The sequence below is a fragment of the Lysinibacillus sp. fls2-241-R2A-57 genome (genome assembly GCF_030209535.1).
In the GTDB taxonomy this organism is placed as follows: domain Bacteria; phylum Bacillota; class Bacilli; order Bacillales_A; family Planococcaceae; genus Lysinibacillus.
Window position 1 is genome coordinate 43,420 of record NZ_JARVRU010000032.1, and the last position, 23,976, is coordinate 67,395.

Below are 23,976 nucleotides of genomic sequence, written 5' to 3' on the forward strand. Positions count from 1 at the left end.
TTAATACAGGAATTGTTTCGTCGATTTAATCGTTAAGAGAGATTTGTTTTATCAAATAATTTTCCACAATAATAATTTTCTGAATAAAAGTTTTTTTAGTGTACAAATAATCCTCACGTATTCGTTTGGTTGTACTAGCAGTGCTAGGCTGATTATTCATAAGTGCCATCTTCTCAATATTTATTAAATGGTTTTCGATCGCCTTGTCCAATAAATAGTCATGGATTCAAAAGACGACATTTATAGAAGTTGCAAAGATTGTTGCATTTCTTGTGTCATTTTTAATGCTAGATTTTGTTTTAAATCTAATCCCAATTGCATTAAGCCTACACCTTTTTCCCATAACATTCCTAATCATTCAGCTACCCAAACTAGAAGCATTATGAGAGACACTTTATTAGTTTGAAATGGATATTCCCAAAAGTTAACGATGATTAACTCTCGCTCCACTTAATAATATAATTTGCCAAAACATTCGTTACTTCTACTACGCTATCTAAATGAACACATTCATCTGGTCCATGCATATTTTCTCCAATTGGCCCAAAGCACAATCCTTGTTTTCCGTAATACTGAGTAAATCGTGCATCATTTCCTCCAGCTCTTCCAACCATTATTACTTTTTGTCCCATAACATCTTCTGAATTTTCGATGAATAATTTTACAAAAGGGTTCTCAGGATCTTGGTACCATGGCTCCGTTGACCATCCAAACCACTCTATAACAGGTGGATTTTTATCCATCCACTCATCGCCTAAGACAGATTTCATAATCGTGTCTTGTACTAGTTGCTTAATTTCTTCGCGAGTTTCCCCTGGGATAAAACCAATTCTTCCTTCGAGGATCGCTTCCCCTGGAACTGTCGATACCCAGTCCCCAGCTTTTAGTACACCTAAGTTTAAGTGAACGGACTGTCCAGACCCCTTTTCAAATAAATCAAACTTAACATTTTTAGCACGCCATTCACTTAATTCATCCAGCGCACTAAGGATTTTCATCATTTTTGAAATAGCATTTATGCCTTCATGCGCTAAACCAGCATGTGCTGTTCTTCCCTTTACGTACACTCGGAAATACATAATCCCCCCATGACTTATTGTCATATTCAAATTATGTGGCTCTGTCGAAATGTACCCATCTGTTACGAAGCCCTCCTCCAAACATGCTAAAGCTCCGCCTCCACCACCAGCTTCTTCTTCTATTACTGAATGTAGCTGAACATCTCCAGCAATTGGATAACCTAAATCAATTAATGTTTTCAATGCGAACCAATTTGAAATAAGTCCTGCTTTCATATCTGCAGAGCCTCGACCGTATAACTTGTTTCCAATAATATCTCCACTCCATGGGTCCATCGTCCAATTTGAATATGGTTCTGGAGAAACAACATCTACATGCCCATGAATCGTTAATGACTTACCATTGGAGACACCTTTATGTATTCCGATAATATTTTTTCGGTCTTCAAACGGAATACCTGAATCAATAAACGCTTCATGAGCTGAAACCTTCTCATATTTTGGTTCAATCTCATGCAAAATCAAGTTAAGTTCTTCATATTTTTTTTTCATGTATAATTGCATCTCTTGTTCATTACCAACAACGCTTTTTATACGTACGACATCTTGAATTGTTTTAAATAATTCTTCTTTATTTTCTTCTATATACAGTCGAATTTTTTCTTTCAAAGCAATCACTCCTTTATTTACTTCTTGTGTCATTAAAAAGAGGAAGATTATCTAAGAGATTCTCATCCTCTAAATAGTTAATTCAAGACTTTAATCTTATCTTCATTAAAAATCTCTTTATCTAATGACTCCAAGTCATCAATAGAGTCCATGCTTCCAAGTTCTTTTTTAAAGAATCTTGTTATAAACAGCATGTAAATGATTCCGATTATAAGCCAAACGATTCCACCTATAAATGCATCAGCGTGTAAATGATACCAAAGAACTCCAGTAGCTAATGCTCCGAAAGAAGGCATAATTAAGTACTTAAAGGTTTCACTGCCTGATCTCCTTTTCTGACGAATATAGAAATGAACAATAACAGATAGGTTAACGAATGTGAATGCAATTAATGCCCCAAAGTTAATGACTGAAGCAATTAATTCTAAATTTGGTCCTATTGCAAATAATGATACGATTCCCGTCAAAACAATCGTAAAAACAGGCGTTCTAAATTTAGGGTGTAAGTATCCGAAAGTTTTTTTAGGAAGTACACCATTTCTGCCCATAACAAACAGCAAACGAGATGCACTTGCATGAGATGCAAGTCCTGAAGCTACAGTAGCAGCGAAAGCTCCTGCAATGAAAAGCAGTTGGAATAACTTACCTCCTACATATAAACCAATTTCCGGCAATGTATCATCTACATTTTTGAACACAGAAACATCCGGGAATAATGCTTGTGTAAAATAAGAAGCAATAAAGAAAATACCCCCACCGATTAAAACAGTTAGAAGGATTGCTCTAGGAACTGTTGATGTATCCTTTGCTTCTTCCGTATACATTGTTATTGCGTCGAAACCGATAAACGAGAAAGCTACTACTGTTGCCCCAGTTAAAACGGCTATTAATTTTACATTTTCATGTGATAGTGGATGAATCGTGAATAAAGTACCAGTTCCCATACCGTTATAAAGTTGTACAGAAGCAAGTATTATGAAGATACCTATTAAACAAATCGTGAAAACAACGAGTATAAAGTTTAAGCTGGATGTTGATTCCATACTATAAGCATTAATTGCAGTAACTACAATGACATAAGCAAAAACCCAAATCCAAACAGGTACATTCGGAAACAGAGATTCCATATATATTCGAATAATTAATGCATTAACTAAAGGTAATAATAAATAATCTAATAACGATGCCCATCCTACTAGGAATCCTAGATGAGACCCCATTGTTTCCCGGGTGTATGTATATGCTGAACCAGCAGCCGGGAATACCTGTACCATCTTTCCATAACTAATCGCTGTCAATACCATTACTAACAAGGCGACAAAATAAGCCATTGGTACTACACCATTTGTTAATTTTGATACAATTCCAAACGTATCAAAGACCACTGTAGGCGTCATATATCCTAATCCCAATGCAACAATTGACCAAACACCTAATGACCTTTTGAGCGTAGTGTTATCTGTCATTCATTCATCCATCCTCTTTACATATTTTTAGCTGCTTCATTAATGTTTTAAACTGCGACTAATCAATCTGATCTGTATTGAGCACTGGTGGTTTATGCTTAAGACCTTTTGTCATAAATAATAAATAAATAACACCAATACCCAACCAAATACTACCAAGAGTAATCGAATAAACATCTAGATTGAAAAGCAAACAAGTTGTCAGTACTGCTCCGATTAATGGAAAAATCAAATAGAAGATTATCCCCTTTAAGGAGCGTTCTTTTCGCTTACCGTAATATAAAAATACAACGGATAGATTCACAGCAGTAAATGCAAGTAGGGCGCCAAAGTTAATGAAAGACGCGACAAAGGTTAGACTTAAAAACATTGCAGATAATGATAAAAGACCAATTAATAAAATGTTGTTGACTGGGGTTCTCGTTCTTTTATTTAGTTTTCCAAAAAAATTTTTAGGTAATTGTCCATCTCTTCCCATTGCGTATAATACACGTGCAGCACTTGCTTGAGATGCGGACGCGGAACCAAATACAACCACTGCAGTTTTTGCTAGGAATGCTGCTTGTAAGGCATTCCCGCCTACTAGGAAAGCAATTTCATAGGCAGCAGAATCAGCATCTTTAAAACTCGTATAATCTGGCCAAACATTATGTGCAAGATAAGATACGACTACAAAACATAATCCACCAATTATTGTTACTAAAGATATTGCACGTGGTATGTTTTTCTCCGGATTTTTTACTTCTTCTGAAAAAGTAGAAACTGCATCAAAACCGAGGAAAGAGAAACATAATAGTGCAGCACCAGCAACTATATACTTAAATGACTCCTCGGTATTAATAAAGGGATCAAGGTTAAATAAAATGCCAGTCCCGGTTCCAGTTACTATTGATTTAACTGATAAGATGCAAAAGACAAGTATAAATAATACCGATAAGCCTATTACAATCATGTTGATATTTGCGCTTAACTTTACACCTTTAACATTTACAAACGTCACAAGAACTACTAATGTAAGTATCCAAACATACTGTGGAACTTCAGGTATGGCTGCTGAGAAGAAAATACCAAATAGTAAAAAATTAACCATTGGGATCAAGAGATAATCCATTAAAATTGCCCATCCCACTAAGAAACCAACATGAGAATTAATCGCTTTTTGCGCATAAGTATAGGCAGATCCCGCAATGGGGTACGCTTTTGCCATTTGACCATAACTATGAGCTGTAAACATCATCACAATTAATGCAATTACATACGATCCAGCGACCATACCATGAGATATTTGAGAGGCTATGCCGTATGTGCTAAACACTGTAGTTAAAGCCATAAAGGCCAACCCAGTAACAACAACAGACGTTAAAGAAAGCGATCTAGACAAATTAACAGGATGTTTCATTTTTTCACTCCTCGAATAGTAATAAAAAAATCTTCCCGGTAAAATGATCAATTAACTAAAATAGTAGGATCGTAGACTAATTCACTATCAATTACGCCTTGGCGTAATTGCGTCCGGATTTTGAATTGTGCCCGCACAATTCATTCCTTTAAAAATCCGTGACATCCGCCGGAGGCTTTAGGCCAACATTATGTTGGTCATGCCGTCGTTGCCACAGGACGTGGCCCTTTTAGACGGCGTTCCTCTATTTCAGTAGGTGTTTGGACACCCACTGAAAAGGTACCAAAAATCGCATTCATCTCACCACCTATAGAGGTGGGAGTCTTCTGCTGAATAAAGATAAACAACTTCACCATCCATAATTGTTAACAAAACTTTCGTTTGAAGAATTTCTTTATTTTCTACTTCAAAGAGGTTTTTATCTAGTACAATAATATCTGCTAATTTTCCAACTTCTAATGTACCCAAATCTTTTTCTCTGAATGTGCTGTATGCTGAACCTTTTGTATACGATTTCAACGCTTCTGCGAGTGTTATCTGCTCTTGACTATTCCACTCATAATCACCAGTAAAGTCTAGTCTCGTAATCGCATGGAAAATTTCTTTAAAAGGGTCTAATGTTGCAATTGGATAGTCTGTACCAAGAGCAATATACTCGACTGCGTCGTATAACGTTTTACATAAATACGTATAAGGGTCTTTCTCTTTACCGACACGCAAAGTATGACTTTCTTTTGGCATCAATGCTAGATGAGAAGGCTGTACAGATGGAACAACCCCCAATTCTTTAAATCTCTTAATATCTGTCGGATGAATCACTTCAATATGCTCTAGCGCGTGTCGTGAATCTCTCACACCATTATCCATCCTTGCTGCTTCAAATATATCTAGAGCAAGCCTAACTGCACCATCACCAATTGTGTGGAAGCGAATTTGAAATCCTTCTTTGTCCGCTTTTGTCACCCAGTTTTTGATTGTTTCTACAGGAAAAGCTGTACTCCCTCGTGTTATAGGTTTGTCTAAATAAGGATCTAACATGTATGCGGTATGTCCAGTTACAACGCCATCAATAAACTGCTTAAGTCCTGCAAGCTGTATTTTTTCGGAATTGTACTTTTCTCGCAAGCTTATCGCTCTATCTATATCATCATTTAACTCAGGGTAAAGATGAATTCGAGTCGTAAGTTTTCCAGCTTCCTCATATGCCTTATACATATCGAAACTATTTAACTTATCAAAACTACTTGCAAACAAATCATTTACTGATGTAATGCCTAATTGAGCTGATTTTTTTAAGAACTCTTCAAACAATTCTTCTTTTCGTTTATCCGGAAATGCGAGAGCAATATCCACAACTAAATTCATTGCTGTTTCAAGAAGAATTCCTGTGATTTCATTATTTTCATCTTTTTGAATCGTACCATTAGGAGGGTCTTCAGTTTCATTTGTAACCCTTGCATTTTCAAGTGCTAAACTATTAACCCACGAATAATGACCTTCTGCGTGGAAAAGAATAATCGGGCGATTAGGAACTACTTTGTCTAAAGAAAAACGTGTCGGCAAGCATTTCTCTGGCCAATTTGTATGATCCCATCCATAACCTATAATCCACTCATCAGCATGCACGTTTTCCGAGAATTGCTTTACTAAACTAGCAACTTCTTCTTCCGAATGAGCATCCGATAAATTGATACTTGCATGCGTGAAAAGACTACCAAACATGAGATGAAGGTGCGCATCATGAAATCCTGGCATAATGAGTTGGTTGCCATAATGAAATTCCTTCGTGTCTAAACCTATAAATGGTTTTATTTCATCCATCGAACCTACCGCAATGATTTTGTTACCTTTAATCGCAATAGCAGCTGGCTTTGCTTCATTTTCTAAACCTGTAAATACTGCTTCACTCGAAATAACTTTATCAGCGATAACCATTTATAACTCCTCTCTTTACCTAAGATTTACTTCTAATGGAACTCTTATAACAATCAATTGAAAGCGCTTACACAAATAAAGAAGTTAAATAACCGCATTAAACAATGGACATCCACTGTTCGCCTATAAAAATAGGCGAACATAACGGACAAAAGACTCATACTAATTTAAGCTTGTAAACTGGATTTTTCCATTCCAAAAGTGTTGCATATTCTAATGACTCAACATCCCCAGGTAAATAGCCTGGCATTACTTTATTTAATACGTATCCGTTTTTCATTTGGAATGTTAATACAGGATCATATATTTTCCCTTTCATTACCTCTAGTGCATACTCATCTGCACTCATCTGCTCAGCATATTTATAGTAAAAAGGTATACGACCACCTACTAAGATACTTTCTAAGTTAAGTTTCTCACATATTCTTTTTCGGCCATCATACAAATGACGTCCCAATTGTAACCCTCTAAAATCTTCGTGTACTCCAATTTCAATACCATATAGGTTTCTACCATTAGGGTTATGATTTCGAATAAATCCTAAATCACAGATTTGAAAATATGAGTGACTATCTCCGTAATCTTCAAAATTTACAATTAGACTTAAAGCGGTTCCTACAATTTTACCGTTATATTCTAGACAAATTTGACCTTCTGGAAACAACTCAATCTGACTTTCAAAATGCTCATATTTTAATGCCATATCAGGTCCAAAACACTTCATAGAAAGTGCGGCAACTTCAGCAAGATCCTCTTTTAAAATATTGCGGACAACTATTTCTTGTCCATTATTTTTTAAATTTACTTGAGACATAATAAATTCACCCTCTTCTTTTATTGGAATAAAATTAAAGTTTATAACTTTATTAATTGTGTAGACTGTCTCCCATACATTCTTTAGAAACACGGTATGGGAGACATGGAGAATGTAGATAAGTCTACTACAATATATTTAGTTACCTAGATTAGTGACATTTTCTATTATTTTAAATAAATCGATACAAACTTCTTCTCCAAGTACTCCTCAAGTCCGTACCAACCGCCTTCTTTCCCCATTCCACTTTCCTTCATACCACCAAACGGAGCTTGTACAACCACTGGAGCTGGATCATTAATACCAACAATTCCGAACTCTAAAGCACGCATCATTCGTAAGCCTCGACCAATGTCTCGCGTATAACAATAAGCTGCAAGACCATATTCAGGATGGTTTGCTCTTTCAACTACCTCTTCTTCCGTCTTAAATGTATAAATTGGTGCAACTGGTCCAAATGTTTCTTCTGTTGTAATCTTCATATTATCGCTTGCATATTGAATAACTGTGGGCTCAAAGAAGTAACCGCTACCATTATTTAATGTAAATACATTACCACCCGCAATTACTTTACCATCATGTTTCACAGCGTCTTCTACTTGACTTTTCACTTTTTCAAGAGCCACTTTATTAATTACTGGACCGACATTTACGCCATCTTCTAATCCATTTCCTACAACTAATTTAGATACCTTTTCAGCTAACTTTCCTGAGAATTCATCAGCTACAGTTTCTGCTACGTAAATCCGGTTGGTGCTGATGCAAGTTTGACCTGAGTTAATAAACTTAGACACTAAGATACCATTAACTGCTGCGTCAATATCAGCATCTTCAAACACAATATACGGTGCGTGTCCACCAAGCTCCATTGATATTTTCTTCACTGTATCAGACGAATCACGGATAAGTTTTTTCCCCACACGCGTCGAGCCAGTAAATGTGATTTTACGAACGTCTGGGTTACTCGTCATCTCGTTTCCAATTTCTTCAGCTGGGCCAATTACCAGGTTTGCAACTCCAGCAGGTAGTCCAACTTCATGAAAGCATTCGAATACTTTTATCGCTGAAAGAGGAGTTAAGTCAGCCGGTTTTAAAACAATCGTACAACCTGCAGCAAGTGCAGGTGCAATTTTTCTTGTAATCATCGATAACGGGAAATTCCATGGTGTAATAGCTGCACATACCCCAACAGGTTCGCGAATTACCATTAAGTGTTTATCAGCTGCAGATGCAGGAATTGTTTCCCCATAAATTCTCTTAGCTTCCTCTGCATACCATTCTAAATAACCGATCGCACCTGCAACTTCACGAGTAGCATCTGGTAAAGGCTTACCATTTTCAAGTGTAATTGTTTCAGCTAATTCTTTTGTTTTTTCTTTCATCAATTGAACCACTTGAAACAGGTAGTTGCTGCGCTCATTTCCAGTTGTCTTACCCCAGAATTCAAATGCTCTCTTCGCACTTTCGATTGCTTCTTTAGTTTCAGTTTTACCACCTGTAGCAACAGTTCTAATTATTTCTCCTGTCGCAGGATTTGTTACATCCAATTTATTTCCTGTATCTCGCCATTCACCATTTATATAAAGCACTAGAGCACCTCCCCCTTTTTTAACTTTAACCACCACTACTCAACTTACTTTATAGGAATAGTTTAGTTGCGTGTCTGTTTAAAAGCAGTAATCGAATCGTCTATAATTTGAATCATTTTTTCAATTTCTTCTTTGTTAATAATAAGCGGTGGTGCAATTGCCACAATTTGGTTATACGCTCCAAGCGCTCTTAATATTAATTGGCGATTGAAACATGCGTCAACTACCGCGTTTGCTGGAAAAACAGTTGGATCAAACAATTTTCCATTTGTTGGATCTTCATAAAGTTCAAATGCAGCCAACAGACCAATTACTCTGCAATTTGTTACAATACTATGTTTTTCAGCTAAGTAATCTAAACCTTTTTTAAGTTCTTTCTCCATTTCGTTTACGTGGTCAATAATATGATTACGCTCTAGTATTTCAATGTTTTTCAGTCCAATCGCACAAGCAGTCGGATGGCCACTATATGTGAAACCATGTGGGATAACAGCATCGAAGTTAGCAATTGTTTCTCTAATTTCATCATTCATCATGACCCCGCCAAGTTGCGAATAACCACTCGTAATTCCTTTTGCAATTGACATCATATCAGGGACAACATTCCAGTTGCTTACACCAAACATTTTCCCCGTACGACCAAATCCGCAAATAACTTCATCTGCCATGAAAAGGATATTGTGCTCGTCACAGATTTTACGAACTGCTTCTAAGTAACCTTCTGGTGGAATATTAACTCCGCCCGCACCTTGCACAGGTTCAATAATAATTCCGGCAATCGTCTCCGCACCTTCTCTTTCAATTGTTCCACGGATAGAATCTGCATAGTTCGGGTCACTTTTATCACCTAACTCGCTGTTTAATAGGTGGGCTGTTGCACGAACAACTCCTTCTATATTTGATGATGCGAACTTGTGGTATGCTGCAAGACCAGTAGCTGTTTGCGCTCCTATTGTTACACCGTGATAAGCATTCGTTAGCGCAATAATCTTTCTTTTTTCTGATTTCCCTTTAAGCTCCCAGTAGAAACGAGCTAATTTAATTGCTGTATCATTTGATTCTGACCCACCAGAAGTGTAGAATACACTATTTAAATCTCCTGGTGCTAACTCAGCTAATTTTTCAGCAAGTAGAATGGATGGTTCATTTGAGAATCCTTTAAATGATGATGCATACGCGAGGGTAGATAATTGACTATTACCAGCATCTGCAAGTTCTTGATTCCCATGCCCTAAGTTCACGTTCCAAAGCATTGACATCCCGTCGATGTATTCCACATCATCCGTACTTGTAACTGTAACGCCTTTACCTTTAACAAAGATAATAGGCGGTCCATTGTCAATTAAAGCCTTCGGATTTGTAGCTGGATGTAGCAAGTGCTTTTTGTCCAGTTTAGCTAACGCTACAGTTTTTGATTGTTGAGTAATTTTAGTTGTCATTGATAAAACCTCCATTTATAAATTAATATTTGCGATTGGATGGACACACTCTGGTATCAACTAACTTAAAACTGAAATACAGTTCAGAACCAATTTTCTAACTATTCTTAATTATAAAAATAGTATATCTTTACATTTTTATAATGTAAATTATAATATTTATATGACTTCCATATATTTTATGAATACTAAAAGGAGGAGTTATCAAAATGAACCTTCATCGTTTACATTGTTTTATTACAGTAGTTGAGGAAGGTAGCATTACAAAAGCTGCTACTGTACTGCAAATGACTCAACCCCCCTTAAGTATTTTAATTAGAAAATTTGAACAAGAATTAAATGTCACTTTGTTTAATCGTTTAGGTAGATCTCTTGAATTAACACCAAGTGGAGTATTTTTATATGAAAAAGGAAAAGAATTACTTGATTTATCTGAGAATACGGAGAAGCAATTAGTCGAGTTTCATGAAGGAATTAGAGGTACTGTGAAATTGGGTTGTACTACTTCAGCAAATCTATTTATTTTGCCAAATGTTTTAAAAAAAATTCAAAAGGAAACTCCTAACATAGTTACACATGTTCGTGAGGGTAATACATCCTATATTTTAGAAGAATTACGAAGTCATAAAATAGATATTGGAATTGTCCGAACTTCAGTGAGAGCTGAGGACATCCATACTTCATTACTACTAACAGAACCTTTACTTTTAGCTCTTCCACCAAACCATCATCTATGTGAAAAAGATTCTATTGATATTGCAGACTTGAAGAACGAACGATTTCTTTTAAATACAACATCTTATGGATCAGGTGTTGCTGATGATGTGATTGAGGCATGCCAAAAAAGTGGATTTACGCCTAATGTCGTTTACTGGGGGACAGAAACATTACCAACACTTATGATGGTAATGAAAGACGCAGGAATTTGTTTTGTACCTAGCTGTTTCAAGCTACTTAATTCTCCTGATTTACCGGTACTTAGACCACTAGCAAATCCAGTGTTACAAACAAAACTTAATATAATTACACTTAAGGATCGTTACATGACATCAATTTCCAAACGATTTCTTGCGATTACCGAAGAGGTTGCAGAGAAAATGACAAGCATTTTCAATGATTAATGTGATTTAAGTAATGGCCATCAAGTTAAATTACTCGGTAGATAATGCATAATAAGTCAAAATAAGCATTCTCACTTTAACATCAGTTAAGTTAAGATAAGAGTGCTTTAAATTACCACCTGCTAAAAAAACTCGCCCAATATACTGAATGGATCGAGTTTTTTTAGCAGGTGGATTTTGTCATGAATGTCCACGACTAAAGTCTTTTTTATCTAAGGCTGAAGCCCTTCTCAAAGCTCTTGTGCTCAAGCACAGTGAATATGGACTAAACTCATTCTTCAATACAGAAAACATCATTCTCATGTTCATTAAATTGTTTCGCAATGTAATTTCTTATAATTTCCTCGTTTACTGTACCAACTGTCACACAAAAGTATCCCATCGCCCATAGATGTTGGTCCCAATATCTTTTTTTATTCAGGAAATTCGTCTTACAACAGTCTTGACGAACTTCCTTTTAGAAATTGCAAGATTTTGCTTGGTGCCAAACTTGGTGGGCATGATAGTAACAAATGAATATGGTCTTTCCCAACACTGCCTTGCAAAATGATGATTCCCCTTACTTTACAACTCCGTCTTATTAGAACTTTTACTCGAATTGTGGTTGGACCACTCAGTATTAAACTACATTTCTCTACTATTCTATCGATATACCATCATCAAGGAAATTCTAGGGTGATGAATCGACACAAAAAAACAAGGCGGTCAGTGTACGGATTAGGATTTTTATATGTCCATTGTGCTTGATATTATGTGTACATGGCGGACCAGGTCATTATGCGTTACTTTTAGGTATGGCAGACCAATACATAACATCGTGCTACATTCTTTTCAAGTTATACGAAATGTTATTCTATGCTTTTACTAGAGCTTCATTTTTGTATAAAATTTTTCCATCTATAATCGTCATTTCTACTTTTAAATCTTTTATACTATGATTATTTTGACTTAGAATACTGTTATCTAATACTACTAAATCTGCTAATTTCCCTACCTCTAAGCTACCTTTAATATCTTCTTCGAAACTCGCATATGCTCCATTGATCGTATATATTTTTATAGCTTCCAATATTGTAACTTTTTGATTCACTCCAATTTCAGAATTACTGCTACTTATTCGATTGACTGCTGTATGAATGCCTAGTAGAGGATTATAATCCGTAACTGGTGCATCAGAACCACCTGCACATATAATACCTTTATCAATAAAGTCACGTACTGGATACATATAATTAACTCTTTCTCCATAGTTCTTCACATAAATATCTCCGAATTCAAAATGGAAAGGTGGATTTGGAATTGGAATAACACCAAGGTTCTTCATTCTATCTTGTAAATCTGGTGTAGAAATGCCCGCATGCTCAATTCGATGGCGATGATCTTCTCTTGGATGCTCATTAAGCGCCTTTTCTACACAATTCAAATACATTTCAATAGCTCGATCCCCTTGAGCATGTACAGTTATTTGATATCCTTTTTTATGAGCTTCACCTAATACACGATAGATTTCTTCTTCACTATAGTAAAGAATGCCATGATCATTTGGGTTACTTGTATACGGCTCTCTTGTTGCAATAGTAGGACCTGTACTACTTCCATCCGTAAAAATTTTGGCTGGACCAATTTTAAAGCGTTCATCACCCGTACCTGTTAGTACTCCTGCAGATAGCATTTTCCCTACAAATTCATGTGAATTATTTAAAGTACAAATAATTGCATAAACACGAACAGCGATATCCTTATTTTTTACCGCTTCCTGTAAAAGACGATAGGTATCTGTATCAGAAACACCTGCTTCATGGATACTAGTAATACCTGCTTGAACAAAATGATCAGAGGCTATTTTCATCGCTTGTCTTAACTCAACCTCTGTATATTTAGCAATTTCATTCATTCGCATATTCGCTTTTTCAATTAATTTACCTGTTAATGCACCATTAGTATCTCGCTCAATTATTCCCCCATCAGGATTGCTTGTATTAGCATCAATTTCGGCTAATTCTAATGCTTTACTGTTTACAATAGAAATATGACCACAAGTACGAGTAATCATAATCGGATGTTCTGTAGAAATTTCATCTAGCTCCTTAATAGATAAGTAACGATTTTCTTTTATTGTCGTTTCATTAAAGCCCCACGCTCGAATCCATTGACCTTTAGGAACAGTTTGAACTTTTTTTCGTAATTCCTGTTTTATGTCCTCATTTGAAGTAATATTATGAGCCTTGCAACTAATAGCTAGTTGGTTTAATCCATACATAACTAAATGAATATGAGCATCTATAAACCCTGGTAGCAATGATTTTCCGCACAAATCAATAATTTCTGTTTTACTGTCTATCATTTGCTGTACCTCTAAGGTAGAACCTACAAAAATAATACGATTTTCCTTAATTGCAACAGCTTCTTCAATTCGAGAATCTGCATCCATTGTAATAACTTCACCATTTATAAATACTAAATCTGCTTTCATTTGTTACATCCTCCTTCGACTCTTTGAATTCATCTAATAAATATCAGCGGGTGTGTTGATTAACCATTTTTATACATTTAAATTAATTCGAAGAGGCTGATTCCGCTACGGGCCAATCGCTTTCCTGCGAGTGAGCGCCGAGCCGCTTCCTCCTCTGGTGTTGTCGCTGCTGCTTCGTTAACACTCCGCTTTCGCACAGATAAAACATTGCTGTCGCTACGTTAGCACTACGCTTTCCACAGAAAACATTCGCTCGTGCAGGGTCTCGTCTTTCTCGATTTCCTGCGGAGACGCTACAATCAGTTTTAGATTGGAATACATTAGCGAAATAGCCACTAAAAAACCCTTATATATCGGACAATAATTTTATTGCTAAATTTAATAGAGATAAAACTCTATTTTCTAAACCAGGTGTAATAATAGAACGCTGGAAAAACAATGAAGAATACAAACACAAGATGAATTGTATAGAAAGGTAGAGTAATTGCATTTTTACGAAGACTTTTTTCATTTTTTGCAGATAGAATGACCATGAAGCCACCCGGAAGAATATAAAAACCATTAGTACTAATTATAACAGTAGAAATAAACTATGGATTACTCAAACCTTGATTGCCAAACACTTCAAAAGTCTGTTGTCAAATCCATTATTTAATCGAGAATGTCTACAGTCTGAGCTAGTTAAGGTAAATCCCTTTTACATTCACCACTTATTAACAACCGTAACACCCATATTTGCATAAGTCCCCATAGATTCAATTACACTTCCCGCTTCTTCTATAGATATTGTTTGAGTTACTAAATCTTTAGGACTTAAAATTCCATTTTCAATCATTCGTAACATTTGAGGAAATTTTGGTGCTTGCATACCATAAGAGCCAACAATCTGTATTTCATTAATGACCATAAGATCAATAGGAACGGGGATCATTCCTTTTTCATTACTGGTCGTTAATCCTATTTGTAAATGGCGTCCTCTTTTAGCTAAACTATTGATAGCTGACTGACAAGTTTCAGTTATTCCAAGAGCATCCACTGACACGTGTGCCCCGCCTTTTGTTAATTCTTTAATCAACTCAGCAGCATTTTCTTTTTTGGAATTAACTGTGGCTACAGCACCTAATTTCTTTGCAAAAGCTAATTTTTCATCATCAATATCAACTGCTATAGCGTGTGCTCCTAGGGCTGTAATGATTTGAATTGCAGAAAGGCCAACTCCCCCACAACCATGGACAGCAACCCATTCACCCGGTCTTACCTGTGCTTGATCAGTAACCCCGTGAAATGCCGTCATAAATCGACATCCAATACCAGCTGCCTCAACAAAGTCAATATTTTCTGGTAAAATTACTAGATTAGTATCAGCATTAGGGATATGAACAAATTTTCCGTATCCACCCCACATGGTGATACCAGGTAACGTAATGTTATCGCAAACATTATGGTGTCCAGCTTGACACATAGGACATGTGCCATCACCTTGAGTAAAAGGAACAATTACTCTGTCGCCTTTCTTGAATCTTGTCACATCTTTCCCAACATCCTCTATGACACCACAAAATTCGTGTCCCATTATATGAGGAAGAGGAGTCTCAACTCCTAGCCAATTCCAATGCCCTAACCAGCTGTGCCAATCACTCCTGCAAACTCCGTTAGCTTCAACACGAACAATTACACCATCTGCTGTGTTGGTTGGATCTGGCATATTTCTAACAACTAACGGCTTACCGATTTCTTCTAAGACAAGTGCTCTCATAAAATCCCCGCCTTTTATGTTTTCTTTACTTTAACAGGAATCAGAAATTTCTGGCATCTTTCATATAGTTAAAATAAGAGAGTATTTTTTTTTACATTATGTCCATTGAGAAATCAAAGAGAATAGTTTACCAAGTTTTATGTTACTTTCATTTATTCATAGACTTACTGATGCAGCAACTCGGGGTTTATATCAGTATGTTTTTTATTATTATTATTTTTTCAATAGATTGATTTACGCATTGATTGGAAATGAAGCTACAATCTTAAACGATGTGTAGCTTCTTTTATCAATTAGTTATTTTTGTCGCTATTATAAGGTCTGTCTAACGTTTACACTTACAATGTCAACCAACCATATAAAATAGCCCCCTTATCAAAAAAATAAGAGGGCTTTATATAATTCCTAATCTATCACTTATCTCCAACTGGCTTTAATAAATTCACCGGAAGCCAAGTATATTGAGCATCATTTCCTTCTAAGCCATTGTATACATATAGAAACCCATTAATTTCAAGACCTTGGGCAAAAACAATACTTCCCTTTACTTTTACTCATATACATCACCTTACTAAATATTATTTATTACGATATTGGCTTATGTTTTTGTTTAAAATAAATAAAAATGTTATAATTAGGGATACAAAATAAAGGTTTCAAGGGTGGTCGGCACATCCTCTTACTTTGCTTTTGCAAAGGGAAAGGAGGTGATGTCGATGACAACATTCGAAACATTGACCATAATGATTAGTTTTTCTTCATTAGTTGTGTTGATTCTTTCATTGTCATTTACTTTTACTAAAAAAAAGTAAATCACCCCACTAATACCTTGGCCGGTTAGGGATGATTTACTCTCTCGGTGCCAATCGCCTTTGAAGCGATTTATTTTGTTAGAGGACTGTACAAGCGTTGCATCGCTGTACAGTCCTTTTAATTATCTGTTTTATTTACGTCAAGTATACCATATTATTTACAAATTTCAAATGATGTACATTACTATATGTTCATCCAATTGATCTAATACCAATCGATTATTCGTAGAGATCGCATTAATACTTCGGCCATTTGAACACGTGTAAGATTATTTAATGGATTAAAATAAATATCTTAGGTTCCGTTAATATTTTGAAAACCATTAATAAGGAAATCCAAAATATTTGCTCCATTATTAACAATAGTCGTATCTTCTTCTAGCTTCGACTTTATTTGAGCGTTAATGAAGGCCTCAAAAGATGATGCAAAACTGACGATAGCAAAACGATAACATCTTTGTATATCACCAAAGTTAGTTTCTTTCTTCGCTTTTTCACAAAAATAAACCGGGTGCTTGGTTTTTTCGTACTTAAGAAGTTACCTGCTTGAGTCGTAATGGTGAGAAGTTTTATTCCAACATCTTTAAAGTCTTACTTATCTCCAATTGGCTTTAAAAACTTCACCGGAACCCAAATACCTCGTGCGTTATTTCCTTCCAAGCCATTTTCTACATATAGATGACCATTAATTTCATAGCCTAGTGATAAAAAAGTACTTCCCTTTAAATGCACTGTTCCAGTACGAACAGCAAATTCTACTGGAGATAGTTGCTCTTGTATATCTTTAGTTAGCTCATAACGCACGCCTTCTTCTCTTCTTATCTTCTCAGCGATCTTAATATCTGTACCTCGATACTCAGCACACCATTGCCCCTCATCTCCATCACTTTGGCAATATGAAATTAGTTGTCCATTATTTGTATCCAAGAAAGAAACACCTAGTTTGCTGAAGTATTGTCCGTAATATCCGTTGTCACTAACATGATCACGATTAATAACAAGGTAAGTTGGGTCGTTATAGAAAGATGCACGAATTTTTATGGGTACTTCTTTGAAAACTACCAAATCCGTTGCTTGTACACGATATTGCCCCATCTGGTAAAATGTTTTACCATCATATTTTTCAATATCATACGTTTTAAAGAAGTTATTTCGCTTGACCACTAATGAATCAAACGTACCATTTGGATTTCTCTTGTATACCTTAATGTCTTTTTTAAAGGTCATTTTTCCTGTTTGCTCTTTTACAACTTCTGCTCCATCATACATCACTTTCGCATCTGATATTGTTGGATTAACTACTGCTAATACAAATGCTGCTAGTAACATAATAAAAAACTTTTTCATTATTCTCCCCCTACTCAGCTTTTCAGAAAAACAATAAATGGTTCACCAACTAAAAAGCTGCGTTTTTTTACAAAAGATTACCACTCCATTTATATTACTATTTCAAATTTAAACACAATGGAAAAGCGCGAGTAATCAACGTTTCTAAAATTGATATCTCGCGCTTTTTAAAGTTTTGACCAGTTTATATACTTGTTCCATCCGTAAAGATTATTGATTTAATTTTGTATTTAAATGTCATATTCTCAAATGGCAAATTATAAAAACGCATATCTGCATCTTTGGATTGATTTAAATCAACAGCAGTATTGAAGTTTGTAGAACCATTTGCAGGAATAACATCCCACTCATATTTGAAATCTAATGTGTATACTAATTCACCAAACATATCATAAAAATATGTTTCTGCTAAAAATCCTTTAATGTCTTTATCTGTATGGTTAATATATTTCAAAATAAAATTTAATTCATATCCATATACATTATTATCAATACTTGGGTCTCTAGGAATAACATCTTCTAAAACTAATGTCAAAGATGTATTTAAATGATTGTCTTCAGCAATCTCTTCATTATTGGAAATTTTCTCGACACTTTCAACTAAATCATCTTGATTTGATGTTTCTGCTTTTTCTTCTTGATTTGATGTATCTACTTTTTCTTTTTCCTCTTGATTTAAAGTTTCTACTTTTACTTGTTCATTCTCACCTGATTTATCAACACTTTCTTCTTTCTGATTACATGCTGATAAAATTAAAACATAAAATAAACTTAGTAATAATAATAACTTTATATTACTCTTTTCCATAATAATTCCTCCAAATATGTATTAATCTATATGGTATCATAATTAGGAAATTTCACTCAATGCAAAATAATCATTTTCAGTGTCATATAGTACAAATCAAATTCAAAAAAATGTAATCGAAATAAAGCCAAATAACTATAAACAAAAGAAAATATTACACCTAAATTTCGTTTATAAATATTCCTATACACATCTACTAGTTCCAGTGAATTGAAGATAGATCCAATCACACTATTTATCAAAAATTTTAATTTGGGCACCTCTCGGGCACCAATTAGTGAATTATACATTCATGCATAAAAACAAAAAGCCTTACAACCGTTATGGCTGTAAGGCTTACATTGACGTCCCAGGAGGGATTCGAACCCCCGACGCAATATCATTTCGTCAATAATCACCGTTCAATTTGCGTAGTTAGAACGGTCATTGATTACATATAACCGACCGCCTTCGTAACTACTCATGTTACGGAATATTTTACCGACATTTCTACGCAATAGCAAGTTAAACTTATTCGGATTTTTCCAATCGATCAATTTCCGACGTTAGATATTCCTTTATTATTTGAGGTTTATTATCTCGGTAAAAAATAGATACCGCTAAATCACACGCATCATCCTGTATTCTTTCTTTATTAGTACGCGCATGTACAAATTCAATTACTGTTACCTCTAGATTATTCAATCGACGTTCTCCATTCCGTAACTTCTCACTAAAGTTATCTATTCGGTCTTGCATCTTGCTAAGAACAATACGAACTTGCGCATCTGTTAGACTCAACTCCTTTGCCGCTTCTCCCAACGTAAACGAATCTTTTTCCCACATTATTAATAACCTCGCTTTCTATTCGTCATTCTAACGAAAATAGAGCGGTCTAAAAATCCACTAAAGGAACCGAAATAGATACGACAAAAATAAGGAAAGTCGTCCGATATTATTCGGTAGCACTTTGCGATATTGTTATATTACGGAGAAATCGCGATGACGCAAAACTGACGTAAGTTAAATCGAAGCAACAAATTAACATATATTCACTTGAATAACATTTATTGGGAGGAAAACAATGATTGTCCCTCAGACGAACTCACACGTACAACTACCCTACTTTGCGAATGTCGATGCGTCTGACAGCGCAAAAACGATCAAGCCGAAGCTCAATCGCTTTTAGTTCATTTCATATTATTTGCTTTACGTTTTAATTTCTCGATACGACCTTCGTAGCCGCCTTTTGTACCATCATTTAGATTATAAATTAATGCTTCTTCTGCTACGGATATTGCATCTTGTACGCGTCCTTGCTTCTCATATAGAATTGCCAATCGTTTAAACGGGAATAAATCCTGTGCCCCATTAAAGATGCGATCTTCTTTAATCGTTTTAATCATCGGCAATACTACGAGTGCGTAACGCTCACATGCTACGTAATCCCCTTCTTTATAAGCAAGTTCAGCTAAGTCACGAAGTGAAAAGTATCGATCAACATCATTATTGGTATATTTGATCGACTCTAAAAGTAACTTTCGTTTTAAATCGCTGTTACTTCCTTGAGACATTGACCAGAGGAATTTCCATCTATCTCCGACATAAGTTCGGTCTCCTTTATCAAGATCGTCACGTCTGTACGGTTTGCCTGTCGTTAATTGATACGGATGTCCTAAAGCATCTTTAATTTCTTCAATTTCCGACTCGGATAACGTACTATAAAAATCCTCTAACGCTAAATGACGGATAATTCCGCCTGGTTTCTTCTTAAAAATGGATAACATTTACACACCTCCTACCTATTTATTCTACTTTTTAATAATTTTCCCTTTTATAACCCCCAAATGAAAAAAAGTTGTATGTAAGGTCAGAACAGCAGAAAGCGCCATTCAGAATAGAGGGCTTTGGGGTCACGCACTTTCAACGCAAAAAAAGAACGACCAACAAACGAGGTTTAATTCGTTCATTGATCGTTTTGTTATCGTTTTATTCCTTCACGTTCAAGCAATCGGTAAATTGTTCCCGTTCCAACTTTATAAGTCGTGCGAATGTCAGCGATTGAAACGCCGTCTTGATAATCCTTAATGATAGCGTTGCGTCTGACTTCTTCCTCTCCGCCTTCGACTAACTTTGTTTTGCGTCCTTTAAACTTTCCTTTGGCTTTAGCGATTTCAATTCCTTCACGTTGACGACGCTTATTTTTCTTGCGTTCTTGCTCCGCAACATACGCTAACATTGATAGGAATTGATCCTCTAATAGCTTACCGATGTCACCCATAGACTTAAACCGTCTACTATCGAATAGCTCCGCATTAGACGTTATAACGATGTCCGCGCCTACCTTCCGCGTGATATACTTCCACTCGTCAATTACATCGTCATATGAGCGCCCTAGTCGATCCAAGTCGTCCATATAGATTAAGTCGCCACTTTGTATAATGCTGCGTAACTCTTGATACTGCGGACGGTTCGTATCCTTCCCCGACGCTTTATCGACGAATACATTCTTACGCTCAACGCCTAGCTCTTTCATTGTCGCAAGCTGACGAGCCTCGTTCTGCTCAACCGTTGATACACGTACATAACCGTAAGTTGTCATCGTATTACCGCCTTTACTCGTTATTGTTACCATTATCGTACCAATAATTACGGTAACAGTCAAACGGTAATTTAAGAATAGCGCTATATCAACGTTTGATAGCATTCATTTTCGTTACCACATAAGTGTACTCTATCGGTAATAACGTTACCCCTCGAGTTTCAGACCGCCTCGTCCAGTCCGACTGCCTGCCCCCTGTAATCTGCGTTAACATTACGTTATCTTACTTATGTAAATCGTAATAATTACGTTTCCTTCTATTATATGTACCGCTGGAACCTTCGCATTATGTAAGGTAATGTAAAGTGTTTCAGGCACGCGTCCATCCGGAGCCTCTACCCGATAAATGACGGATTATGCCTAGTCGAAAATGCTGCTATACCGCCGATTATCATCACTGTATCGTATGAGTTCCTTCTATATAATGCGTCAGTTTTGCGTTATCGGCGGTCAAAGTGTTTTAAGGTTACGTTCATATCCGTCATCTGCCCGATAGACTCCGATAAACTAGCGTCGAAAATGCGTTAAAATCGGACAGAATCGGAACTATGTATTTGGAGTTTCTTCTATATAATGCGTCGATTTTGCGTTATGTCCGATTACTAATATTTGAAATCGGAGTTCTAACGCAATTAGGCACAAAAAAGACGGCAAGCAACGCTGTAAAAGCCGATGCCCGCCTGTTTGTCCTAACTTACTTGTGATCTCTCTCTCTCTATCATCCTCGCTAATTTGTATGCAATATCTTCGATGTCAGCATCTTCGCGTACTATAATTTGGTCAGCTAATTTTGCGATAGTAATTCCACCGCCCGAGAGTCCTTCGTCATATTCCTTAGCTTCTCGTGCAGTAAGAACTTTTTCTGATTTATGCAATCGAGCTGTATACCCATCGTAGGGTACAGAATCTAAGCCACTATAGTGCGATTTCGGGTTACCGCCTTTGTCACCGCCTACACCGATTAGGTTTCCAACGAATTTGACTCCTGTGCTAATTCCGCCAGTCAGCCAATCCGGCAATTTAACTTTACCGATATAGTCAATAAAGTCCTTTACGTATCCATATGCTGTGCTAATCCATCCACTCAGCGTTTCAAACCAACCTTGTACAGTCTCTAAAGCGCCGGAGAAGATATCAAACGCATTCTTAACTGCCGTTGTAATGAAGTCGACTAGAGGCGCTAAAATGTTGTCCCATAACCACTTAATCACGGCTGATAACGTCTCAAAGGCAATCGCTAGTCCAGCTAGAATAGGCTGAGCTATCGCCCATAAAGTTGAGAATAGTTGAACTAGGAACGAAATAGCTGGGGAGATAATATTGTTGAATACGATTACAGCGACATCGCCAATGATCTGTATCCAGTTCCATAATGTGCTCAGAATCGATTCGATAATTATCCACGCATTTGTTAAAATGCTGACAACCGTGTTCCAAGCCGTAGAAAACGCTTCTTTCAGAGTCTCAAAAGTCGGAGCAAGTTGCGTTATTTTTTCGGAAATATACGCTCCTACTTCTCCGAATTTAGTTTTAACGTTAGTTATAAATTCAGATATTTTCGTTACAATACCGTTAATTTGTTCGTCTACTTTTGCGGCCATTTCAGGCGAGAACCCTAGCGCAGTCATTAGATTTAAGGAACCTCCGCCTGTCACTAACGTCCCTATTCCGCTAAATACACTTTTTACTTTGTCGAATGCACCTTTTAAAGCATACGAGAATCTTATAACCTGTTGTATCTGATTTTCGCTAAAGCCGGCTTCTTCGAGAAGATTTCTTGCTCCTCCGTATCCTTTAAGCCCATTTTTAAATATTTCCGATATGGCTTTGAACGCACTACTAATACCATTTATGACTTCTTGTGCCGGACCTAACTTACCTAGGATGTTAGAGGCAAACTCAGCAACCTTGTCCGTTAGTACTCCAAACCAAGGTGTCAGCTCAGCTAATACGCTAGTAAGCTTATTAAATACATTAAGCAAGGTCGAGCCGAGCGGTGCAAGTGCCTTCACAACATCCACAACTACTGACCATACGTTCCCTAGAATGTCTAATAGTACGGGTCCGTTCGTTTTCGCATACTCTATAAAACTTTGGAATCCTTTTGATCCACTTAAACTCGCTGACCACTGCTTAAATCTCTGTGTCATGCCGACCAGTCCGTTTTCAATACTGGATCCTAGTGGCGCGAATGCCCTAAACAAATTAAAGACTGCAGCAAATGTGTTACCGGTAATAGTTAACAAGTTCTTGAGACTTTTTGCTGCGTACGTTTCTAGCCAAGTGAAGAAATCCTTCAAACCGCCGCCATCAATGGATTTATTAAAACCTTGCATCAGTTCAACAACTACTCCAGATACCTTTTTGATCGTCGGCTCTAACCCGTTTAATATCTTCTGTGTAATCTGTAGTCCGGCGCTAAAAGATTTAAACACTGGCTCTTCAAATTTCTTTGTAAATCCACTCCAGAAATCTTTAAACTTCTGCAAATCCTTTAACGCGCCTTGTTGCGCTGTGCTCATGTCGGCGTATAGTGCGGCCAACTCTTTCTGCGCAGCGATTTTCTCCTTGGCACTGTCTGCCTTCGCGAGTTTTTCTTCGATTTTCTCCACTTCTTTAGACGCTTCGAATATATCGCCGAGTGACGATACGGCAACGGCTCCAAAGGATGCAGCACCGATTCCTGCGGCGGCGAACGAGGCTGACAACGCACCAACTCCGGCAACAGCCGGTCCAGTAACCCCCACT

General features: G+C 36.6%; 19 protein-coding genes. 2 read left to right on the forward strand and 17 right to left on the reverse strand.

All coding sequences use genetic code 11. The features are described 5' to 3' along the window. Positions 1-434 precede the first annotated feature (434 nt). The 7 genes from QRN68_RS06590 to QRN68_RS06620 all read right to left on the reverse strand — a co-directional run bounded on the left by QRN68_RS06590 (position 435) and on the right by QRN68_RS06620 (position 10,330). Positions 435-1,688: an ArgE/DapE family deacylase gene (locus QRN68_RS06590; protein ID WP_285395962.1), complete on the reverse strand. Its 1,254-nt coding sequence runs from the start codon at positions 1,686-1,688 to the stop codon at positions 435-437. 77 nt (positions 1,689-1,765) lie between these two features. Continuing rightward, positions 1,766-3,154 (reverse strand): APC family permease, encoded by a 1,389-nt coding sequence (locus tag QRN68_RS06595; RefSeq protein ID WP_285395963.1) that lies wholly within the window; start codon positions 3,152-3,154, stop codon positions 1,766-1,768. 58 nt (positions 3,155-3,212) lie between these two features. Continuing rightward, positions 3,213-4,553, reverse strand: a complete 1,341-nt coding sequence (locus tag QRN68_RS06600; RefSeq protein ID WP_285395965.1) for an APC family permease — start codon at positions 4,551-4,553, stop codon at positions 3,213-3,215. 300 nt (positions 4,554-4,853) lie between these two features. Beyond that, positions 4,854-6,488, reverse strand: coding sequence for an amidohydrolase (locus QRN68_RS06605; protein ID WP_285395966.1), 1,635 nt, complete (start codon positions 6,486-6,488; stop codon positions 4,854-4,856). A 157-nt stretch (positions 6,489-6,645) separates the two neighbouring features. Next, on the reverse strand, positions 6,646-7,302 hold the full coding sequence (locus tag QRN68_RS06610) for a GNAT family N-acetyltransferase (protein WP_285395967.1): 657 nt from the start codon (positions 7,300-7,302) through the stop codon (positions 6,646-6,648). 167 nt (positions 7,303-7,469) lie between these two features. After that, the gene (locus QRN68_RS06615; RefSeq protein WP_285395968.1) at positions 7,470-8,891 is read right to left on the reverse strand and encodes an NAD-dependent succinate-semialdehyde dehydrogenase; all 1,422 of its coding nucleotides are present in this window, start codon (positions 8,889-8,891) and stop codon (positions 7,470-7,472) included. Between the two features lie 62 nt (positions 8,892-8,953). Beyond that, the gene (locus QRN68_RS06620) at positions 8,954-10,330 is read right to left on the reverse strand and encodes an aminotransferase family protein (protein WP_285395969.1); all 1,377 of its coding nucleotides are present in this window, start codon (positions 10,328-10,330) and stop codon (positions 8,954-8,956) included. A gap of 209 nt (positions 10,331-10,539) precedes the next feature. Between QRN68_RS06620 and QRN68_RS06625 the strand changes: the two genes are divergently transcribed. Continuing rightward, the gene (locus QRN68_RS06625) at positions 10,540-11,451 is read left to right on the forward strand and encodes a LysR family transcriptional regulator (RefSeq protein ID WP_285395970.1); all 912 of its coding nucleotides are present in this window, start codon (positions 10,540-10,542) and stop codon (positions 11,449-11,451) included. Positions 11,452-11,722: 271 nt separating this feature from the next. Here the strand turns inward: QRN68_RS06625 and QRN68_RS26915 are convergent, their stop codons facing one another. The 4 genes from QRN68_RS26915 to QRN68_RS06635 form a co-directional block, all read right to left on the reverse strand. Next, positions 11,723-11,833, reverse strand: a complete 111-nt coding sequence (locus QRN68_RS26915; protein ID WP_350224341.1) for a hypothetical protein — start codon at positions 11,831-11,833, stop codon at positions 11,723-11,725. Between the two features lie 49 nt (positions 11,834-11,882). Then, positions 11,883-12,101, reverse strand: a complete 219-nt coding sequence (locus tag QRN68_RS26920; RefSeq protein WP_350224342.1) for a transposase — start codon at positions 12,099-12,101, stop codon at positions 11,883-11,885. 203 nt (positions 12,102-12,304) lie between these two features. Next, positions 12,305-13,924 carry an amidohydrolase gene (locus QRN68_RS06630; protein WP_285395972.1) on the reverse strand — a complete coding sequence of 540 codons (1,620 nt, stop codon included), beginning with the start codon at positions 13,922-13,924 and terminating at the stop codon, positions 12,305-12,307. Between the two features lie 703 nt (positions 13,925-14,627). Then, positions 14,628-15,680 (reverse strand): zinc-dependent alcohol dehydrogenase family protein, encoded by a 1,053-nt coding sequence (locus QRN68_RS06635; protein ID WP_285395973.1) that lies wholly within the window; start codon positions 15,678-15,680, stop codon positions 14,628-14,630. Between the two features lie 716 nt (positions 15,681-16,396). Here QRN68_RS06635 and QRN68_RS26925 point away from each other — a divergent pair. Further along, a complete protein-coding gene (locus QRN68_RS26925) occupies positions 16,397-16,492 on the forward strand; it encodes a putative holin-like toxin (RefSeq protein WP_230875005.1) in 96 nt (31 codons plus the stop codon). Positions 16,493-17,083: 591 nt separating this feature from the next. Here the strand turns inward: QRN68_RS26925 and QRN68_RS06640 are convergent. The 6 genes from QRN68_RS06640 to QRN68_RS06665 form a co-directional block, all read right to left on the reverse strand. Next, positions 17,084-17,839: a hypothetical protein gene (locus QRN68_RS06640; protein ID WP_285395974.1), complete on the reverse strand. Its 756-nt coding sequence runs from the start codon at positions 17,837-17,839 to the stop codon at positions 17,084-17,086. 184 nt (positions 17,840-18,023) lie between these two features. Continuing rightward, the gene (locus QRN68_RS06645) at positions 18,024-18,647 is read right to left on the reverse strand and encodes a hypothetical protein (protein WP_285395975.1); all 624 of its coding nucleotides are present in this window, start codon (positions 18,645-18,647) and stop codon (positions 18,024-18,026) included. Positions 18,648-19,157: 510 nt separating this feature from the next. After that, positions 19,158-19,472, reverse strand: a complete 315-nt coding sequence (locus tag QRN68_RS06650) for a hypothetical protein (RefSeq protein WP_285395976.1) — start codon at positions 19,470-19,472, stop codon at positions 19,158-19,160. Between the two features lie 344 nt (positions 19,473-19,816). Further along, entirely contained in the window at positions 19,817-20,413 is a 597-nt protein-coding gene (locus tag QRN68_RS06655; RefSeq protein WP_285395977.1) for a hypothetical protein, read from the reverse strand. 194 nt (positions 20,414-20,607) lie between these two features. Continuing rightward, the gene (locus QRN68_RS06660) at positions 20,608-21,261 is read right to left on the reverse strand and encodes a recombinase family protein (protein ID WP_481817435.1); all 654 of its coding nucleotides are present in this window, start codon (positions 21,259-21,261) and stop codon (positions 20,608-20,610) included. Between the two features lie 656 nt (positions 21,262-21,917). Continuing rightward, positions 21,918-23,936, reverse strand: coding sequence for a phage tail protein (locus QRN68_RS06665; protein ID WP_285395979.1), 2,019 nt, complete (start codon positions 23,934-23,936; stop codon positions 21,918-21,920). Positions 23,937-23,976: the final 40 nt, after the last annotated feature.